Source organism: Novosphingobium sp. HNCC26DJ243 (assembly GCF_057180545.1).
The window spans coordinates 189,476-204,911 of record NZ_JBXUGN010000001.1 but is presented as its reverse complement, the minus strand read 5'-3'; the positions used below and the strand labels follow the sequence as shown (position 1 = coordinate 204,911).

Sequence of the window (15,436 nt, the reverse complement as noted above, 5' to 3'; positions counted from 1 at the left end):
GACGATGTCCACGCTCGAAGCTGCAACCACCACCGCCGCACTGCCTGAAAACCACGGCCCCGCGCTCGCTCAGCTCACCGCGGGCAAGCCGGCGCTGATCTGGCGCAAGCTTATTGTCGATACCGAAACCCCGGTCGGCGCGGGCCTCAAGCTGATGGAAAGCGGGCGCGGCGAATTCCTGCTCGAATCCGTCCAGGGCGGCGAAGTGCGCGGGCGTTACAGCCTGCTTGGCATCGATCCCGACCTTGTCTTCCGCGCCACCGGCGCTTCGGCCGAGATCAACCGCATCTGGCGGCACGACAAGGCCGCCTTCGCCCCGCTTGCCGGCAACGCGCTCGATGAACTGCGCACGCTGGTCGCCGCCTGCCGGATCGACGTTCCCGCAGCACTCCCGCCGGCGCTCGCCTGCCTCGTCGGCTACTTCGGGTACGAGACTATCGGCCTTGTCGAAAAGCTCCCGCGCGCAAGCCAGAGCGATCTCGTCCTGCCCGACATGCTGTTCACCCGCCCCACCGTGGTGCTGGTGTTCGATCGCCTGTCCGACGAACTCTTCGCCATCGCGCCGGTCTGGGCCGAAGGCGGCAGCCCTGCACACCTGCTCGAAGCCGCAGCCGAGCGCATCGACAACGCCATCCGCAAGCTGGCCGATGCGGTCCCTGCCGACACGCGCCTGACGCAAGCCGTGGACGTCACCCCGCAGCCGGTCATGCCCGCAGCCGACTATGCGCGCATGGTCACCACCGCGAAGGACTACATCGAGGCGGGCGACATCTTCCAGGTCGTCCTCGCCCAGCGCTTCACCGCGCCGTTCCCGCTGCCGCCCATCGCGCTCTACCGCGCCCTGCGCCGCATCAACCCCTCGCCCTTCCTCTATTTCCTCGACATGCCGGGCTTCGCGCTGACCGGATCGAGCCCGGAAATTCTGGTACGTATCCGCGACGGCGAAGTCACCATCCGCCCGATCGCCGGAACCCGCCCACGCGGCAAAACGCCCGAGGAAGACCGCGCCAACGAACGCAGCCTGCTCGAAGACCCCAAGGAGCGCGCAGAGCACCTGATGCTGCTCGATCTCGGCCGCAACGATGTCGGCCGCGTGGCCAAGGCAGGCACGGTCAAGGTCACCGAAAGCTACACCGTCGAACGCTACAGCCACGTCATGCACATCGTCTCGAACGTGGTTGGCCAGCTCGACACCGCCCGCGCTGACGGCGTCGACGCCCTCTTCGCCGGGTTCCCCGCAGGCACCGTCAGCGGCGCGCCCAAGGTCCGCGCTTGCGAGATCATCGCCGAACTCGAACCCGAAACACGCGGCGCCTACGCAGGCGGCGTCGGCTACTTCGCGCCCGACGGGTCGGTCGACAGCTGCATCGTCCTGCGCACCGGCGTGATCAAGGACGGCGTCCTCCATGCGCAAGCAGGCGCTGGCATCGTCGCCGACAGCAACCCCGAATACGAACAGCGCGAGTGCGAACTGAAGTCAGGCGCGCTGTTCGCGGCGGCGCGCGAAGCCGTCCGCGTCGCCACCGAGCCGGGATTTGGCCAATGATCCTTGTCATCGACAATTACGACAGCTTTACCTGGAACCTCGTCCATTACCTGATGGAGATGGGCGCGGAGGTTGAGGTCGTGCGCAACGATGCGCTCACCGCCGAACAGGCGATCAAGACCGGTGCGCAGGGGTTTCTGCTTTCGCCCGGCCCCTGCACGCCAAACGAAGCGGGCATCAGCCTCGATCTCGTCGGCGCGGCGGCGGATGCGAAGCTGCCGCTGCTCGGCGTGTGCCTCGGCCACCAGTCGATCGGGCAGTACTTCGGCGGCAAGGTCGTGCGCGGCGGGCTGATGCACGGCAAGACTTCACCCGTCACCCATGACGGCACCGGCGTGTTCGAAGGCCTGCCCAGCCCGTTCATCGCCACCCGCTATCACTCGCTGATCGTGACCGACATTCCGCCATGTCTCGCGGTGAACGCGCAGTCCGATGACACCCACGTCATGGGCTTCCGCCACACGTCGCTGCCGATCCACGGCGTTCAGTTCCACCCGGAGAGCATCGCCACCGAGCACGGCCACGCGATGATCGGCAACTTCCTCAAACTCTGCGGCATCAATACGCGCCCCGTCCCGGCATGACCCTGCCCGATCCGCTCCACCCGCTGGAAGAGGCCGAGGCAGAAGCGGCCTTCGCCGCGATCCTCGACGGCACCGTGCCCGATGCCACCATCGCGCAGTTCCTCGTCGGACTGTCCGAGCGCGGCGAGACGGCGAGCGAGATCGCCGGCGCTGCCCGCGCCATGCGCGCCCGCATGATCCCTATCGCCGCGCCTGCAAACGCCATCGACGTCTGCGGCACGGGCGGTGACGGCCACCATACGCTCAACGTGTCCACCGCCGTCAGCCTCGTCGTCGCGGCCTGCGGCGTCCCCGTCGCCAAGCATGGCAACCGCGCCGCCAGCTCCAAGGCAGGCGCAGCCGACACATTGGAAGCACTCGGCCTCAATCTCGATCGCGCCGCCGAAACCGCCGAGGAAACGCTCGCCGACCTCGGCATCTGCTTCCTCTTCGCCGCACGCCATCACCCGTCGATGGGCCGCATCATGCCCATCCGCAAGGCGCTGGGCCGCCGCACGATCTTCAACCTGATGGGCCCGCTGGCAAACCCCGCAGGCGTCCGCCGCCAGCTCGTCGGCATCGCCCGCCCCGCCTATGTGCCGATCTATGCCGAGGCCATCCAGCGCCTCGGCACCGACCACAGCCTCGTCATCTCGGGCGACGAAGGCCTTGACGAGCTTAGCCTGGCAGGCGGCAACGAACTCGCCGAAGTCAGGAACGGCGAACTCTCCATGCGCCGCATCACGCCTGCCGATGCCGGCCTGCCCACCGCCCCGGTCGATGCGATCCGCGGTGGCGACGCAGCTCACAACGCCACCGCCCTGCGCGCGCTCCTCCAGGGCGAGGAAGGCCCCTACCGCAACGCCGTCCTCTTCAACGCCGCCGCCGCGCTGATCGTCGCGGGCGAAGCGCTAGACTGGCACGAAGGCGTCGAGGAAGCCGCCGAAGCCATCGACAAGGGCCTCGCCAACGCGCTGCTGAACTGCTGGATTTCGGCGCTGAAATAGGCGGTCCGCGCGTCCTTCGACAGGCTCAGGACGAACGGTCGTTGAGTGGCATCGTCTGCACAGATCAACGCGCCAGACATTCCCACCCCCCGTTCGTGTCGAGCTAAGTCGAGACACCCCCCGGCCAACGACCAACCCCCGTTCGTCCTGAGCCTGTCGAAGGACCCACGCAAACCCCCGCCCCAAAACCCACTCGACACGCCCCTCGCGAGAGGCCAAAAGCCGCCGCACCATGACCGACAAGCTCACCGAAATCTGCGACACCAAGCGCAGCGAAGTCGCCGCCCGCAAGGCCGCCACCAGCCTCGCCGACCTCGCCGCCCGCGCCAGCGAACGGACGCCCCCGCGCGGTTTCGAGGCCGCGCTGCGCGCGCGCGCCGCCACCGGCTACGCCCTGATTGCCGAGATCAAGAAGGCCAGCCCGTCCAAGGGCCTGATCCGCGCCGATTTCAATCCCGCAGCCCACGCTGCTGCCTATCAGGCCGGCGGAGCCGCGTGCCTCTCGGTCCTCACCGACGCACCCTATTTCCAGGGCCACGAGGATTACCTGATAGAAGCCCGCGCCGCCTGCACCCTGCCGGTCATCCGCAAGGATTTCATGGTCGATCCATGGCAGTGTGCCGAGGCCCGCGCGATCGGCGCCGACGCCATCCTGATCATCGCCGCCTGCCTTTCGGACGCGCAAATGGCAGAGATCGAAGCCGCCGCCCGCGAACAGGGCATGGATGCGCTCGTCGAAGTCCACAACGAAGAGGAAATGGAACGCGCCGCCCGCCTCAAATCCCGCCTGATCGGCGTCAACAACCGCGATCTCAAGCGCTTCATCACTGATCTTGCCACCACGGAGCGCCTGGCGCCTCTGGCCCCTGAAGGCACGCTGCTGGTGGCGGAAAGCGGCATCAACACCCACGCCGACCTCCAGCGCCTCGAAAAGTGCGGCGCGCGGACGTTCCTGGTGGGAGAGGCGCTGATGCGTCAGGCGGATGTCGAGGCGGCCACGCGAGCGTTGTTGGCGGGCTAACGCACGCCCACTTGCGCCCTCGCCTTCGGCCCGCGCTTTTGCGGGGCGAGCGTTCGCCCGGTGCGCTCTTCCATGTCAGCCAGCCACTCAGCCGATCCGACCGGGCGTCCGGTGCTCTCGGCCTTCCGCAGCGCGACATAGGTCAGGGCTTCATCGAAGTCCTCTGACAGGAACGCGGCGAAATCCCCGACACGCTCCAGCGCGGGGGCAACGGTGACGACGTGATCGTCCCTCCCGTCGATCAGGGCACGCGTGCTGGACCAACGCCAGTCCTGCGCGCGATGGGCAAGACGGGCGCGCACCGGATTGAGTGCGATGTAGCGCATTGCCGTCACGAAGTGCGGTTCGTCCATCGCGACAGAACTGAACCGCCCCTGCCACAGATGACCGGTCACGCGCAGCCGCGCGTTGATGTAGCCGGTGTGGTGGCGATGGACGTAGCGGAAGGTGCGGCGCAGCCCATCCTCGTCCGATGGCACCGCCACGATATGCACATGATTCGGCATCAGACAGTACGACCAGATCTCCACGCCCGACCGTTTTGCGGCATCGCCAAGCAGATCGAGATAGAGAGCATAATCGCCATCCTCGAAGAACGTCTGCTCCCGCCGATTGCCACGCTGGGTAACGTGATGGGGCAATCCGGGGAGGACAAGGCGGGGAAGGCGAGCCATGCTTGCACTGCAAAGTGCATAGGTTGGTGGTGTCAATAATTTGGGGATTTATGCACGTGTCACCGTAATTCATTCGGTCTTGAAGATGTTGTCTTGGAACTCGTTCAACAAATGGCCAGCAGCGATCTCATCGTTGCCCTTATAGGCAGCGTATGAACGATCCAAGATACCGTTGAGCAACATCCGCTTCGAAGCAGAGGATAGCTCTGGGTAAGCTACTTCGATACCTTTGCGCAGCTGATCGAAAGCACGATCGAGATTCATCTGCTCATCATCCGGAAGGAAATCCCTATAAGGGAAGCGATCCGGAGCGTAGCCCATCACATAAGCTATGTGGTCCCATAGGTCATCGACACTTTCCATCACGAACATTTGATCAACCTCACGGAACAATAGAATTACGGTGACAGGTGCAGGAATTACGGTGACAGGTGCATAAATCCCCAAACTCCGCTCCCAAAAAAGCAGCCCCGACATGCCCAAAAGACCGTACCTTATGTGCGGCAGGAGGGAATGCAAGCGCCCCACTCTTCGGCATCCCTGCCCCATTGCGGATACAAAGCCGCGATTAACAATTAAGGGATTTATGCACGTGTCACCGTAATTTCGTAATTTCGTAATTTCGTAATTTCGTAATTTGCCACGTGTCACCGTAATTTGCCACGTGTCACCGTAATTTGCAAACGAGGTCTTCGCCAGACTGGTCGCACAGGCTCTGGCTACTGACGGCCAGTGTTGCGCTTCAGGTTGACACCGCCCACCGTAATTAGAAGCGTGACTCCAAATAATCATCATACCCAATTACCAATTTTTGGCATAATGGATATACAATATCTCTTTGATCCCTAGTTATTTTACCCCACCCGTGTGGACTCAAAAATTTCTCGACTGAGTAGCAATCACTAGTAGAAGAAGTATCGCAATAATTACCGCTAACTTTTGCCAAGTCTCCTACGATCAACTTTTCTTTATAGTCACACTTGTAGACAAGACCTATATTGTAGTGATATATTACCATCAACACGATGGCCGCAACCGGAATTACGGTGACAGGTGCATAATTCCCCAAACTCCGCTCCCAACAAAGCCAGCCCCGACACGCCCAAAAGAACGCACCCTATGTGCGGCAGGAAGGAATGCAAGCGCCCCACTCTTCGGCATCCCTGCCCCATTGCGGATACAATCCGCGATTAACAATTAAGGGATTTATGCACGTGTCACCGTAATTCCCGTCAACGACACCGAAGGCGGGCCAACTGACCGCCCGTTTTCCTGCCCTCAACCTGATTTAGGGATAACCTGGTGCACTGAGACGTTCAGCCTGAATGCTTCCTCACCCCTTCGAGGTGAGTCTTCGCTTAGGATATCATCCGGCCCGCTATATCGAATGATGAAGGCCACATCCGCATTCTCAACAACGCACACGTCGCTGGCGCGCGCGCCGATGAACTTCATGTGATCCGTTACAGAGAGTTTAGGATTGTCGATCACTTGCACCGGGTCGATGCTGGACTTCGCCCGCAATCCCTTTTCCGCGACCCCACATAAACGGATTGCGAGATCGCGCGCAGCCCCACGGGTCAATCGCTCTGACCCGGTGTCGCTATCTAATGTGCCAATACGATTGTAGTCACGATTGCTCCCGTCTCCCAGACCACCTGGCGAGTAGCCGGAGTTTAAATATGTCGTTGAGTTATATCCGCCTGGATGGAGTTCTATTTCCTCGCTTCCCAATTCCAGCTTCAGGACATGAGGCGTCCCGATGGTCACTACAAAGGGACTCCCGTCAGTCCTGATCTGCGGCAATAATTGCTTGTAGAGGCGCTCGGGCAGCATCTCCCGCAGATTCATTCCCGGTGCAAAGCGAACTGTTTCCATGGTTTCACCCGATTGCCCATTGGTCGCACCACAGGCGGTTAGCGCGAGCAGCGCCGCACCAACATGATATCTTGCCGCAACCATCGATCAGGTTCCGCCGCCCGGCGTTGGCTTCCAGCGAGGCTGATTCTGCTGCCACACATCGCCAAAGAAGTGCTGCATCGCGTTCTGTCCATATGTTGAGAGCGGCGAAGGTTTGAACACATTCTGATACATGAAGTCGAACCCGTTGCGCGCAATGCCGACACGATAATCAAGGGCAATTACGGTGGGGCAATTACGGTGACCAATTACGGTGACAGGTGCATAATTCCCCAAACTCCACCTCCCGCAAAAGCAAAGCCCGACACGCCTCGAAAGCTATCCTATGTTCGGCAGAGGCGAATACAAGCGCCCCTCGCTCCGGCATCCAGACGCTACGTCGCGAATTACAGTGACCGAATTACAGTGACAGGTGCATAATTCCCCAAACTCCACCTCCTGCAAAAGCAAAGCCCGACACGCCTCGAAGGCTATCCTATGTGCGGCAGAGGCGAATGCAAGCGCCGCCAAATCAGCAGGGGGGCGCGACGGAAGGCGTCATTCTGAGCCTGCCTGCGGGCCGCGGGAAATGCCGCCGCTCCGGTCTTCCACAGTGTCAGGCCGCGCAGGCTCTTGCGGAGATACGCACGCTCGCACGGCCGGTCGTGTCCTTGCGCACCTCGAAACCCTCGGCACACGCGAAGACGCGCGCCCACGTCGCAGCGCCATGGGCTTTGGCACGAATGCCCTGCTTGCCCAGTTCGCAGCCCAGAACCTGAAGCGACAGCCAGCCTTCCTTGCCCGCCAGTCGCGCCATGTGCTGCATGATCGCGGGCCAGTTCGTAGCGCCCGTGGGTGCGGGCGTTGGTGCAGGTGCTGGCGCCAGAGTCGGCGCGGAACCTGGTAGCGGCACCGTCGCGGCATCGGGTCGCACTTCGAAGAACCGGGCGCAGGACTGGCGGTACTTGCCTCCCGCCCTGTCGTCGCCGAAACCGTAGACGTCGATGCCCTCGCCCTTGAGAAAGGTCGTCAACGCCACGAAATCGCGGTCGCTCGACACGATGCACAGCGCGTCGACCCGCTTGTGCAGCGCAAGGCGCATGGCCTCTACCACCAGCGCGATGTCTGCCGCGTTCTTGCCCGATTCCGCAGGGGTAACCTGCCGCGCCTCGATCACATTGCGCCGCAGGAACTCGACCCACGGCTTCGCGCAAGGGTGGCTGAAGTCACCGAAGGCGTATTGGATTACCGGCCGACCGAGCTTGAACACATGCGGCAGAACAGAGCGCATGTATTCGGGCTGCATGTTCTCGGCATCGACAAGCAGAGCGATGCGGCGTTGCGGGGCGCTGTCAGTCATGGACCGCCAGAATGACCGGCGAAGGCTAATGAATTCCCAACAAGCCTCCGAAGCGGCAGGAAAATCTTTCCTACACCCGCGCGGTCTGCCAATCTTTCGCCGATGTCGATCCCCGTCCCCGAAAACCTTGAAACCGGCGGCGTTCCGGGCCAGAGCGAGAGCCGCAAAGGGGCCTCGCCGTTTTCTCCCTGGACTGTGTAAACCCCGTAAACCTGTTCAGCTTTCCGAGGACGTGGATGAACGATCTGACGCATATCGATTCGGCCGGCACTGCACGCATGGTCGATGTCGGCGCGAAGGCCGAGACGCAGCGCGTTGCCATCGCCAGCGGATCGATCCGGATGAACGCCGCCACGCTCGACGCCGTGCGCGCAGGCAACGCGCCCAAGGGCGATGTGCTCGGCACGGCCCGCATCGCCGGGATCATGGCAGCGAAGAAGACCGGGGATCTGATCCCGCTCTGCCACCCGCTCGCGCTCGACGCGGTGAACGTCGACTTCGCCTTTACCGAAACCGGCGTGGACTGCACCGCCACCGCATCGCTGACGGGCAAGACCGGGATCGAGATGGAAGCGCTCACCGCGGTGTCGGTCGCGCTGCTGACGGTCTATGACATGGCCAAGGCGCTCGACAAAGGCATGGTCATCGAAAACGTCCGCCTGATCGAGAAGCGCGGCGGCAAGTCGGGCACCTGGGTAGCGCCCGAATGAGTGTGCGCGCATGAGGACGCCGCCCCTCCCCCTCGCCGAGGCGCAGGCGCGCCTGCTTGCGCTGGCCGAGGCCTTGCCGGTGGAGCATCGCGCAGGTTGCGATTGCCTCGGGCATTACCTGGCCGAGCCGCTTCGGGCGCGCCGCACCCAGCCCGCCGCGCCGCTCTCCGCCATGGATGGTTATGCGCTGCGCTCTGCCGACCTGCCGGGTCCGTGGACGGTGATCGGCGAGAGCGCGGCGGGCCATCCCTTCGGTGGGACCGTGGGGAGCGGCCAGGCCGTGCGGATCAGCACCGGCGCAGTGCTGCCCGATGGTGCCGACATGGTGCTGCTTCAGGAAGATGCGTCGCGCGACGCCGGCACGCTTTCCCTCGCCGGTGAACCGCCGCGCCCGCCCGAGCGCCACATCCGGCCCGCCGGAATGGACTTTGCCGGCGATGCCGTGCTGCTCGATGCGGGAACGCGCATTGGCGCTGCGCAGATCGCGCTCGCCATCGCCGGCGGGCACAGTCACCTGCCCGTGCGACGCCGCCTGCGCCTGACGGTGATCGACAGCGGCGACGAACTGGTGCTCCCCGGCCAGGTGCCCGGCATCCACCAGCTTCCCGCCAGCAACGGGCCGATGCTCTGCGCCATGGCGGGGGAGCTGCCGGTCGATATCAGCCACGTCGGGCCGATTGCCGACCGGCTCGAGGACCTTGCCGCCGCGCTCGAAGCTTCGGGCGATGCAGACGTCATCGTGACCAGTGGTGGCGCTTCTGTGGGCGATCATGATCTCGTGCGGCCCGCGCTCGAAGCGGTTGGCGCAACACTCGAATTCTGGCGGATCGCGATCAAGCCGGGCAAGCCGCTGATCGTCGCCCGCCGTGGCCGCCAGATCATTCTCGGTCTGCCGGGCAATCCCGCCTCGGCTTTCGTCACCGGGTTCCTGTTCCTGCTCCCGCTGCTGCGGTCGATGCTCGGTGCTGCGCAACCCCTGCCCCGGGCGCTATCGTCACGCCTGACAACCGCGATGGGCGTTGGCGGAAGCCGAATGGAGTTCCTGCGGGCGCAGTGGGACGGCGCGGGCGTGACGCTTGATCACTTGCAGGATTCCGGTGCGCTGTCGCCGCTTGCCCGCAGCAATGCGCTGGTCGTGCGCGAGGCAGGAGCGCCTGCACAAGGCGCGGGAAGTGATGTTCCGATCTACCTGCTCGGAAATGGCGGAATTGCTTGACGAGTCGTATTTGGTTGCTTATCCGTTCCGCATTCGTTCACCCGCGGAGTAACCGCCAATGTTGACGCGCAAGCAGCACGAATTGCTCTCTTTCATCCAGGTTCGTCTGGAGGAGTCCGGCATTTCGCCCTCGTTCGAAGAGATGAAGGAGGCATTGGACCTCAAGTCGAAGTCGGGCGTGCACCGTCTGATCTCGGCGCTTGAGGAACGCGGCTTCATCCGCCGCCTGCCCAATCGCGCGCGGGCGCTCGAAGTGTTGCGCCAGCCCGAAAGCGCGGTGACGAAGCCGGTGCTGGCGCGCGAGGCTGCCAACACCAACCCGGTTGTCGCGCCGATGCGTCAGGTTGCCAAGGCGGCCCCCGCCCCGGCCAACGACGTGATCGAGCTTCCGCTTCACGGCAAGATCGCTGCGGGCGTGCCGATCGAGGCGTTCGAGACGTCGGCCACTCTGCCGGTGCCCGCTGCACTCCTCGGTGCGGGCGAACACTATGCGCTCGAGGTTTCGGGCGATTCCATGGTCGAGGCCGGGATCTTCGACGGCGATTACGCGCTGGTGCGCAAGACCGATGTCGCCCGCGACGGCGAGATTGTCGTGGCGCTGGTGCGAGGCGAGGAAGCCACGCTCAAGTACCTCCATCGCGAGAAGGGCATGATCCGTCTCGATCCGGCCAATGCTGCGTACGATCCGCAGTTCTACCGCCCCGACGAAGTCGCGGTGCAAGGCAAGCTGGCCGGACTTCTGCGCCGTTATCACTGACGGGGCGTTGCTGGCGCGCTTGAAGGAGCTGCACGCCCCTTGTGTGCGGCTCGGCCGGTTCGTTTCGCTGACCAAACCGGATTGCGTGGAGGCTGACGTGGGCCAGTGATGGTCTCTGCAGACAGCGACGCCGCGCAGCAGTCCGGCGAGGCTGCGCGAAGTTGCGCGAGCAGGCCTGGGCTCTTGGTGAAGTAGCGAGCACGGTTGGCGCGGGATTCTTCGCTTGCCGTGAGTGAGCGAGCGCTGTTGGCGCGATGAGGCCTTCACCTGCGGCCTGGGCTCGTATTGCTCTCAAGTCTCGTTGTGCCGAAGGGTGAAACCTGCGCGCCTTGCCACGGACAGGACCTTGCGCAATGCTCTGCCGCTAGCGCCGTGCCTGCAGGCCGGGCTTTGGAGAACAGGGCATGGGCCGGTTGAAGCGCAAGGAATACCGCGAGGCCTTGAAGCCCCTGCAGCGGGAGCTTGTCCAGCTCGCGCGCTGGGTCGCCGCCACCGACAAGCGTCTCGTCGTCCTGTTCGAGGGTCGCGACAGCGCGGGCAAGGGTTGCGCGATCGCCGCCATCCGCGAACATCTCAATCCCCGGCAGGTCAGGACGGTTGCGCTTGCAAAGCCGACCGAGTGCGAAGCGGGCCAGTGGTATTTCCAGCGCTATGTCCAGCACCTGCCGACAGCGGGCGAAATCGTGCTGTTCGATCGCAGCTGGTACAATCGCGCAGGCGTCGAGCGGGTCATGGGGTATGCCAAGCCCGAACAGGTCGGCGCCTTTCTCGAGGCCACGCCGCAGTTCGAAAAGATGCTCGTCGATGACGGCATCATCTTGGTGAAGTACTGGTTGTGCTGCGATCAGGACAAGCAGGAAAAGCGCTTCGCCGAGCGGCGCGACGATCCGCTGAAGGGCTGGAAGCTCTCGCCGATCGACGTAAAGGCGCGCGAACTCTACGGCGCCTATACCGAGGCGCGCGAGGACATGCTGGCCGCTACGCACACCGCGTTTGCCCCTTGGACGCTCATCGACTTCAACGACCAGAAGACGGGACGCCTGACCTTGATCCGCGATCTTCTCGACCGGATCCCCGACAAGTTCGTGCCGGAAGACCCCGTCGATCTGCCGGCGCTCAAGAGCAGGCCGCTGCACGAACAGTTCCGCGCGGTCAAACCGCTAAAGAATTTTGATTGACGGATTGGCGAGCGCATCGGGTGCCGAAGACTTGCATTCCTGCAATCCGGCCCGTTTCTGGACTTCCTACCTGCCGCCCCCTTTCGCACCGAACTTTCTCCGCGAAGAATGGCCTCATCAATCATTCCTTCGCGCGAGCTATTCGCGCGTGAAGTGGAACACCGGTCCCCAGATGTGATAATTTATGCCGATGCAAATCTCATCTGAAATTGTCGCCTTGCTTGTCGCGTCGATCTTTCTGCTCGCGGGCTGCGATCCAACCGTGAAGGCGAACAGTAACGAGCACGGTACCGCTGGAACGGCCGACCCGATCCACAGCTTTCCGATTGTGCATCGGCGTTCCGGAGAGGAGTTTTTCGAGCGGCCAGCGGCGCTTGCCGCCGCAAGGAAGTCAAACAGCCCAGCCCCCCTTGTCGTCGTGCTGGGCCGCAGCATCTGGTCCAATGTGATAGGCAGCGAATCTCCGACGTTCGCACTCTATGCGGACGGAACTGTCATCCAGAATACGCCAGACGGTTTTTCGACTTCTCGCCTTACGTCGGAAGAAGTCTCAGAACTCGTCGAACAGCTCAATCTGCGCGCGCTTGCACAGTTTCAAGGCGAATTCATGCTGGAGGGCGTCACTGACATGCCAGAGCACAGTTTGCTGATCTATGCAGGTGCAAAGCCCATCTTCATCACGATAACCGGACCGATGGGTGAGCCGGACTTCCGTGCCAGATTGCCAAAGGCTGTTGTCTCAGCCTGGAATACTTTGCAGCGTTACCGTGCCGCCCAAGCACGGCCCTGGCTGCCCGAGAAGTTCGAAGTGATGATTTCTCCTTATGCCCATGCAGCCGAACCCTCGATTGTCTGGCCAGAAGACTGGCCGGGCATCGACGATCCGCAAACAGTAACGAGGGGCCACTCCTACAGCTTGTTCCTTACAAGTTCGATGTTTGAGCAGGTCAAAGCCTTTTTGAAAACACGGCACGCGCGAGGTGCCGTCGAGATTGGCGGGGCCAAGTGGGCTGCAAACATCCGCTTTCCCTTTCCACATGAACGGCTTTGGATGGCACCCAAGCTTGAGGGACGTGAGGGCGGGCAATGACGGATCAGTCGTTGGGAAGAGTCGGAATGGAAGGGGTTCGGGCAATCTAAAACTTTGTCGGTCGCTTCGAGTCAGACCGCTGGCGAACGTGATGACGTTTGATTGCGCGTGGCGCACGAAGTCAGATGCCCCGACGCCGTAGCCGCGATTGCCCTTCGTCGATCACCAATCAAGCGATGGGCCGGCTCCCCGTAGTTGCATCGACAACAGGGAAGCCAGTCCACATCTCCGGCCAGCGGTACCAGCCTTGGTGTCCTTGCGTTTCGGCGACGGTGCGGATGCGGCCGGTGGCGAGGTTGATTGTGAGGCCACCGGTGCGGTCGAGGAAGGCCCTGTCTGCCTTGAGCATCCTCGGTTTGCAGGCGAAAGGCAGGCGCCGGTCGGCGATCACGATGTCGGCACGCTCGCATGCCGCGGCCAGTGCCATGTCATCAACGTAGGCGCGGCTGCGCGTCAGGAGGAGGACGAAGCGGCGGCCGTCTCGCCGCAAATCGGCTGTGCAGAAATCGTCGCTGCAACGGGCCGCGGGCCATTCGTCGATAGGACGGAGCGTCCCCTCCATCCCGGCGAGTTCGAGCAGGTTCTCACGCATGTAATCGCCGCGTCCCATGCGCAGAACGATGAGATCGTCGCCCAGGCCGGTCATGCCGACATGGTGGCCATCGCCGGTAACGAGCAGATCGGGCGTGGGAGTGACGACCATCGCCGCCACCGCCATCGTCGCCGGTAGCATTCCCCAGAGGCGCACGGTGCCGGTCCACAGCGCGAGCCAGAGCATTCCTGCAACGAACAGCACGAAGCACCACGGCGCCATCGGCGGAAGCATGGTCACTGCGCCCGGACGGGCGGCGACGAAATGGGCGAGCGCGAGCAGGACTTCGAGGCTTTTGCCCGTCAACCACCATGCCGGGCCTCCCAGACCTGCGAGGTCAAGCAGCAGGGCAAGCCCGATCAGCGGCATGGTGACGAAGGTTGTGAGCGGAATGGCGATGACGTTTGCCAGCGATCCGTAAACGCCAGCGCGATGAAAGTGGAACAGGCCAATCGGCATCAGCGCCAGTTCGATCACCATGCCCGTGGCGAGCAACAGGATCAGATTGCGCGCCATCCGCGCGAACGGCCCATGGTGCTCGGCGGAGAGGAACCCGCGTACTGGAGCGGCCGAGTGGAAGGCAATGATGGCGATGACGGCGGCAAAACTCATCTGGAAGCTGGGACCAAGCACGGCTTCGGGCCAGAAGATCATCACGATGAACCCGCCGACCGCGACCATCCGCAACGACAGCGGATCGCGTCCGAGCGCGAGCGCGACGAGGACCAGCATCGCGCCGATGCACGAGCGGATTGTGGGCACCTCGGCGCCAGTCAGCAGGGTATAGGCAAGGCCCGCCACTGCGCCTGCGAGCGCGGCTGCGATGGGTACGCGAATGCGCAGCGCGATCCACGGCATCGCGGCGAGCAGCCGGGCAACGATCCAGTAGACCGCGCCGACCAGCGCGCTCACATGAAGGCCGCTGATTGACAGTAGGTGAGTGAGGCCCGCGTCGCGCATCGCGTCCTCGTCGGTTTGCGCAATCGCCCCGCGATCACCACTGGCAAAGGCCGCAGCAATGGTGCCGGGCGAGCCGCCGAGGCGCGAACGCACGTGGTCTGCCAGATCCTTTTGCATGCCGCGCAATGTGGTGCCGCGTTCGGACCGGCGCACGACCACGACGTCGCCGAGCACGGTCCCGGTCGCGGCAATACCGTCAAACCAGGCGGTGCGCGCAAAATCGTAGGCACCCGGAAGCATCGGCGATGCGGGCGGCATGAGCCTGGCGCGCAGCCGAACGGCAGCACCTTCGGCAAGGCCCGGCATATCCTTGGCGACAGGAAGATTGACGCGGACGCGCACGGGCTTCTGGAACTCGGGCAATCTCACCAAGAGCAGCAGGCGCGCGCGGTCCTTGGCCGGTTCCTCGCGCCGCTCGATCACCTGGCCGTTCAGCAGCGCCACTTGCGGGCGGGCAATGCCAGGTTGGCCGACAAGCGAAGACCGCGTCCATATGTTCGCCATGCCCGCGGCTGCCATGATCGCGAGGCCTGCGATGGCCAGTCGCACGTGGGGAAGCCGCGATTCATCGATCAACACGAGGCTGGCGATCACGGTCGCACTTGCTGCCAGCAAGGTCCCGATCCAGTCGAGCGGACCCGGCAGGGCAACCCAGGCGACGATACCGGCAGCAAAGGCGACAACCAGCCAGAGACCGCGTTCGAACGGGTGGGCATCAAGGAAGGCTTCGACCCTATCAAGCACGCTGGACAATCGCGTGCGGATGTCCCAATGCCGCGCGCGTCCGACCGGTTCTTTGCCGGGATCGGCGGCAGGAAAATCTGCTGCGGGTCCATCTGCTGCCGGGGACGCCATGGATTTCA

The 15,436-nt window shown here is 63.4% G+C and carries 15 protein-coding genes; 9 read left to right on the top strand and 6 right to left on the bottom strand.

The genetic code is table 11. The features are described from left to right. Nucleotides 1-4: 4 nt before the first annotated feature. The 4 genes from AC2A04_RS01015 to trpC all read left to right on the top strand — a co-directional run bounded on the left by AC2A04_RS01015 (nucleotide 5) and on the right by trpC (nucleotide 4,137). Nucleotides 5-1,546: an anthranilate synthase component I family protein gene (locus tag AC2A04_RS01015; RefSeq protein ID WP_484210456.1), complete on the top strand. Its 1,542-nt coding sequence runs from the start codon at nucleotides 5-7 to the stop codon at nucleotides 1,544-1,546. Continuing rightward, nucleotides 1,543-2,130: an anthranilate synthase component II gene (locus AC2A04_RS01010; RefSeq protein ID WP_484210455.1), complete on the top strand. Its 588-nt coding sequence runs from the start codon at nucleotides 1,543-1,545 to the stop codon at nucleotides 2,128-2,130. Before AC2A04_RS01015 ends, AC2A04_RS01010 begins: the two co-directional genes overlap by 4 nt. Further along, nucleotides 2,127-3,116 (top strand): anthranilate phosphoribosyltransferase, encoded by a 990-nt coding sequence (trpD, locus tag AC2A04_RS01005; RefSeq protein WP_484210454.1) that lies wholly within the window; start codon nucleotides 2,127-2,129, stop codon nucleotides 3,114-3,116. The genes AC2A04_RS01010 and trpD overlap by 4 nt, the downstream gene beginning before the upstream one ends. Nucleotides 3,117-3,348: 232 nt before the next feature. After that, nucleotides 3,349-4,137, top strand: coding sequence for an indole-3-glycerol phosphate synthase TrpC (trpC, locus tag AC2A04_RS01000; protein WP_484210453.1), 789 nt, complete (start codon nucleotides 3,349-3,351; stop codon nucleotides 4,135-4,137). Here trpC and AC2A04_RS00995 read toward each other — a convergent pair. The 5 genes from AC2A04_RS00995 to AC2A04_RS00975 form a co-directional block, all read right to left on the bottom strand. Continuing rightward, nucleotides 4,134-4,811, bottom strand: coding sequence for a transposase (locus tag AC2A04_RS00995; protein ID WP_484210452.1), 678 nt, complete (start codon nucleotides 4,809-4,811; stop codon nucleotides 4,134-4,136). The two genes, trpC and AC2A04_RS00995, sit on opposite strands and share 4 nt — an antisense overlap. 69 nt (nucleotides 4,812-4,880) lie before the next feature. Further along, nucleotides 4,881-5,288: a hypothetical protein gene (locus tag AC2A04_RS00990; RefSeq protein ID WP_484210451.1), complete on the bottom strand. Its 408-nt coding sequence runs from the start codon at nucleotides 5,286-5,288 to the stop codon at nucleotides 4,881-4,883. 801 nt (nucleotides 5,289-6,089) lie between these two features. Beyond that, complete coding sequence (locus AC2A04_RS00985; RefSeq protein WP_484210450.1) at nucleotides 6,090-6,773, bottom strand: hypothetical protein; 684 nt, start codon at nucleotides 6,771-6,773, stop codon at nucleotides 6,090-6,092. Between the two features lie 3 nt (nucleotides 6,774-6,776). Next, the gene (locus tag AC2A04_RS00980; protein ID WP_484210449.1) at nucleotides 6,777-7,007 is read right to left on the bottom strand and encodes a hypothetical protein; all 231 of its coding nucleotides are present in this window, start codon (nucleotides 7,005-7,007) and stop codon (nucleotides 6,777-6,779) included. Nucleotides 7,008-7,326: 319 nt separating this feature from the next. Next, nucleotides 7,327-8,070: an NYN domain-containing protein gene (locus tag AC2A04_RS00975; RefSeq protein ID WP_484210448.1), complete on the bottom strand. Its 744-nt coding sequence runs from the start codon at nucleotides 8,068-8,070 to the stop codon at nucleotides 7,327-7,329. Between the two features lie 236 nt (nucleotides 8,071-8,306). Between AC2A04_RS00975 and moaC the strand changes: the two genes are divergently transcribed. The 5 genes from moaC to AC2A04_RS00950 all read left to right on the top strand — a co-directional run bounded on the left by moaC (nucleotide 8,307) and on the right by AC2A04_RS00950 (nucleotide 13,021). Then, nucleotides 8,307-8,780, top strand: coding sequence for a cyclic pyranopterin monophosphate synthase MoaC (moaC, locus tag AC2A04_RS00970; RefSeq protein WP_484210447.1), 474 nt, complete (start codon nucleotides 8,307-8,309; stop codon nucleotides 8,778-8,780). Nucleotides 8,781-8,790: 10 nt separating this feature from the next. Further along, nucleotides 8,791-9,996, top strand: coding sequence for a molybdopterin molybdotransferase MoeA (locus AC2A04_RS00965; RefSeq protein WP_484210446.1), 1,206 nt, complete (start codon nucleotides 8,791-8,793; stop codon nucleotides 9,994-9,996). Nucleotides 9,997-10,054: 58 nt separating this feature from the next. Next, nucleotides 10,055-10,753: a transcriptional repressor LexA gene (lexA, locus tag AC2A04_RS00960; RefSeq protein WP_484210445.1), complete on the top strand. Its 699-nt coding sequence runs from the start codon at nucleotides 10,055-10,057 to the stop codon at nucleotides 10,751-10,753. Between the two features lie 404 nt (nucleotides 10,754-11,157). After that, on the top strand, nucleotides 11,158-11,931 hold the full coding sequence (ppk2, locus tag AC2A04_RS00955) for a polyphosphate kinase 2 (RefSeq protein ID WP_484210444.1): 774 nt from the start codon (nucleotides 11,158-11,160) through the stop codon (nucleotides 11,929-11,931). 184 nt (nucleotides 11,932-12,115) lie between these two features. Next, nucleotides 12,116-13,021: a hypothetical protein gene (locus AC2A04_RS00950; RefSeq protein WP_484210443.1), complete on the top strand. Its 906-nt coding sequence runs from the start codon at nucleotides 12,116-12,118 to the stop codon at nucleotides 13,019-13,021. A 169-nt stretch (nucleotides 13,022-13,190) separates the two neighbouring features. Here AC2A04_RS00950 and AC2A04_RS00945 read toward each other — a convergent pair whose 3' ends face one another. Further along, nucleotides 13,191-15,428 (bottom strand): ComEC/Rec2 family competence protein, encoded by a 2,238-nt coding sequence (locus AC2A04_RS00945; protein WP_484210442.1) that lies wholly within the window; start codon nucleotides 15,426-15,428, stop codon nucleotides 13,191-13,193. Between the last annotated feature and the right edge of the window lie 8 nt (nucleotides 15,429-15,436).

Bases quoted from the DNA above. Each gene is read 5' to 3' on its own strand.
- AC2A04_RS00950 (WP_484210443.1), top strand. From the start codon at position 12,116: ATGCCGATGCAAATCTCATCTGAAATTGTCGCCTTGCTTGTCGCGTCG.
- lexA (WP_484210445.1), top strand. From the start codon at position 10,055: ATGTTGACGCGCAAGCAGCACGAATTGCTCTCTTTCATCCAGGTTCGT.
- AC2A04_RS00995 (WP_484210452.1), bottom strand. From the start codon at position 4,811: ATGGCTCGCCTTCCCCGCCTTGTCCTCCCCGGATTGCCCCATCACGTT.
- moaC (WP_484210447.1), top strand. From the start codon at position 8,307: ATGAACGATCTGACGCATATCGATTCGGCCGGCACTGCACGCATGGTC.
- AC2A04_RS00990 (WP_484210451.1), bottom strand. From the start codon at position 5,288: ATGTCGGGGCTGCTTTTTTGGGAGCGGAGTTTGGGGATTTATGCACCT.
- ppk2 (WP_484210444.1), top strand. From the start codon at position 11,158: ATGGGCCGGTTGAAGCGCAAGGAATACCGCGAGGCCTTGAAGCCCCTG.
- AC2A04_RS00975 (WP_484210448.1), bottom strand. From the start codon at position 8,070: ATGACTGACAGCGCCCCGCAACGCCGCATCGCTCTGCTTGTCGATGCC.
- AC2A04_RS00985 (WP_484210450.1), bottom strand. From the start codon at position 6,773: ATGGTTGCGGCAAGATATCATGTTGGTGCGGCGCTGCTCGCGCTAACC.
- AC2A04_RS01010 (WP_484210455.1), top strand. From the start codon at position 1,543: ATGATCCTTGTCATCGACAATTACGACAGCTTTACCTGGAACCTCGTC.
- AC2A04_RS00965 (WP_484210446.1), top strand. From the start codon at position 8,791: ATGAGGACGCCGCCCCTCCCCCTCGCCGAGGCGCAGGCGCGCCTGCTT.
- AC2A04_RS00945 (WP_484210442.1), bottom strand. From the start codon at position 15,428: ATGGCGTCCCCGGCAGCAGATGGACCCGCAGCAGATTTTCCTGCCGCC.
- trpC (WP_484210453.1), top strand. From the start codon at position 3,349: ATGACCGACAAGCTCACCGAAATCTGCGACACCAAGCGCAGCGAAGTC.
- AC2A04_RS01015 (WP_484210456.1), top strand. From the start codon at position 5: ATGTCCACGCTCGAAGCTGCAACCACCACCGCCGCACTGCCTGAAAAC.
- trpD (WP_484210454.1), top strand. From the start codon at position 2,127: ATGACCCTGCCCGATCCGCTCCACCCGCTGGAAGAGGCCGAGGCAGAA.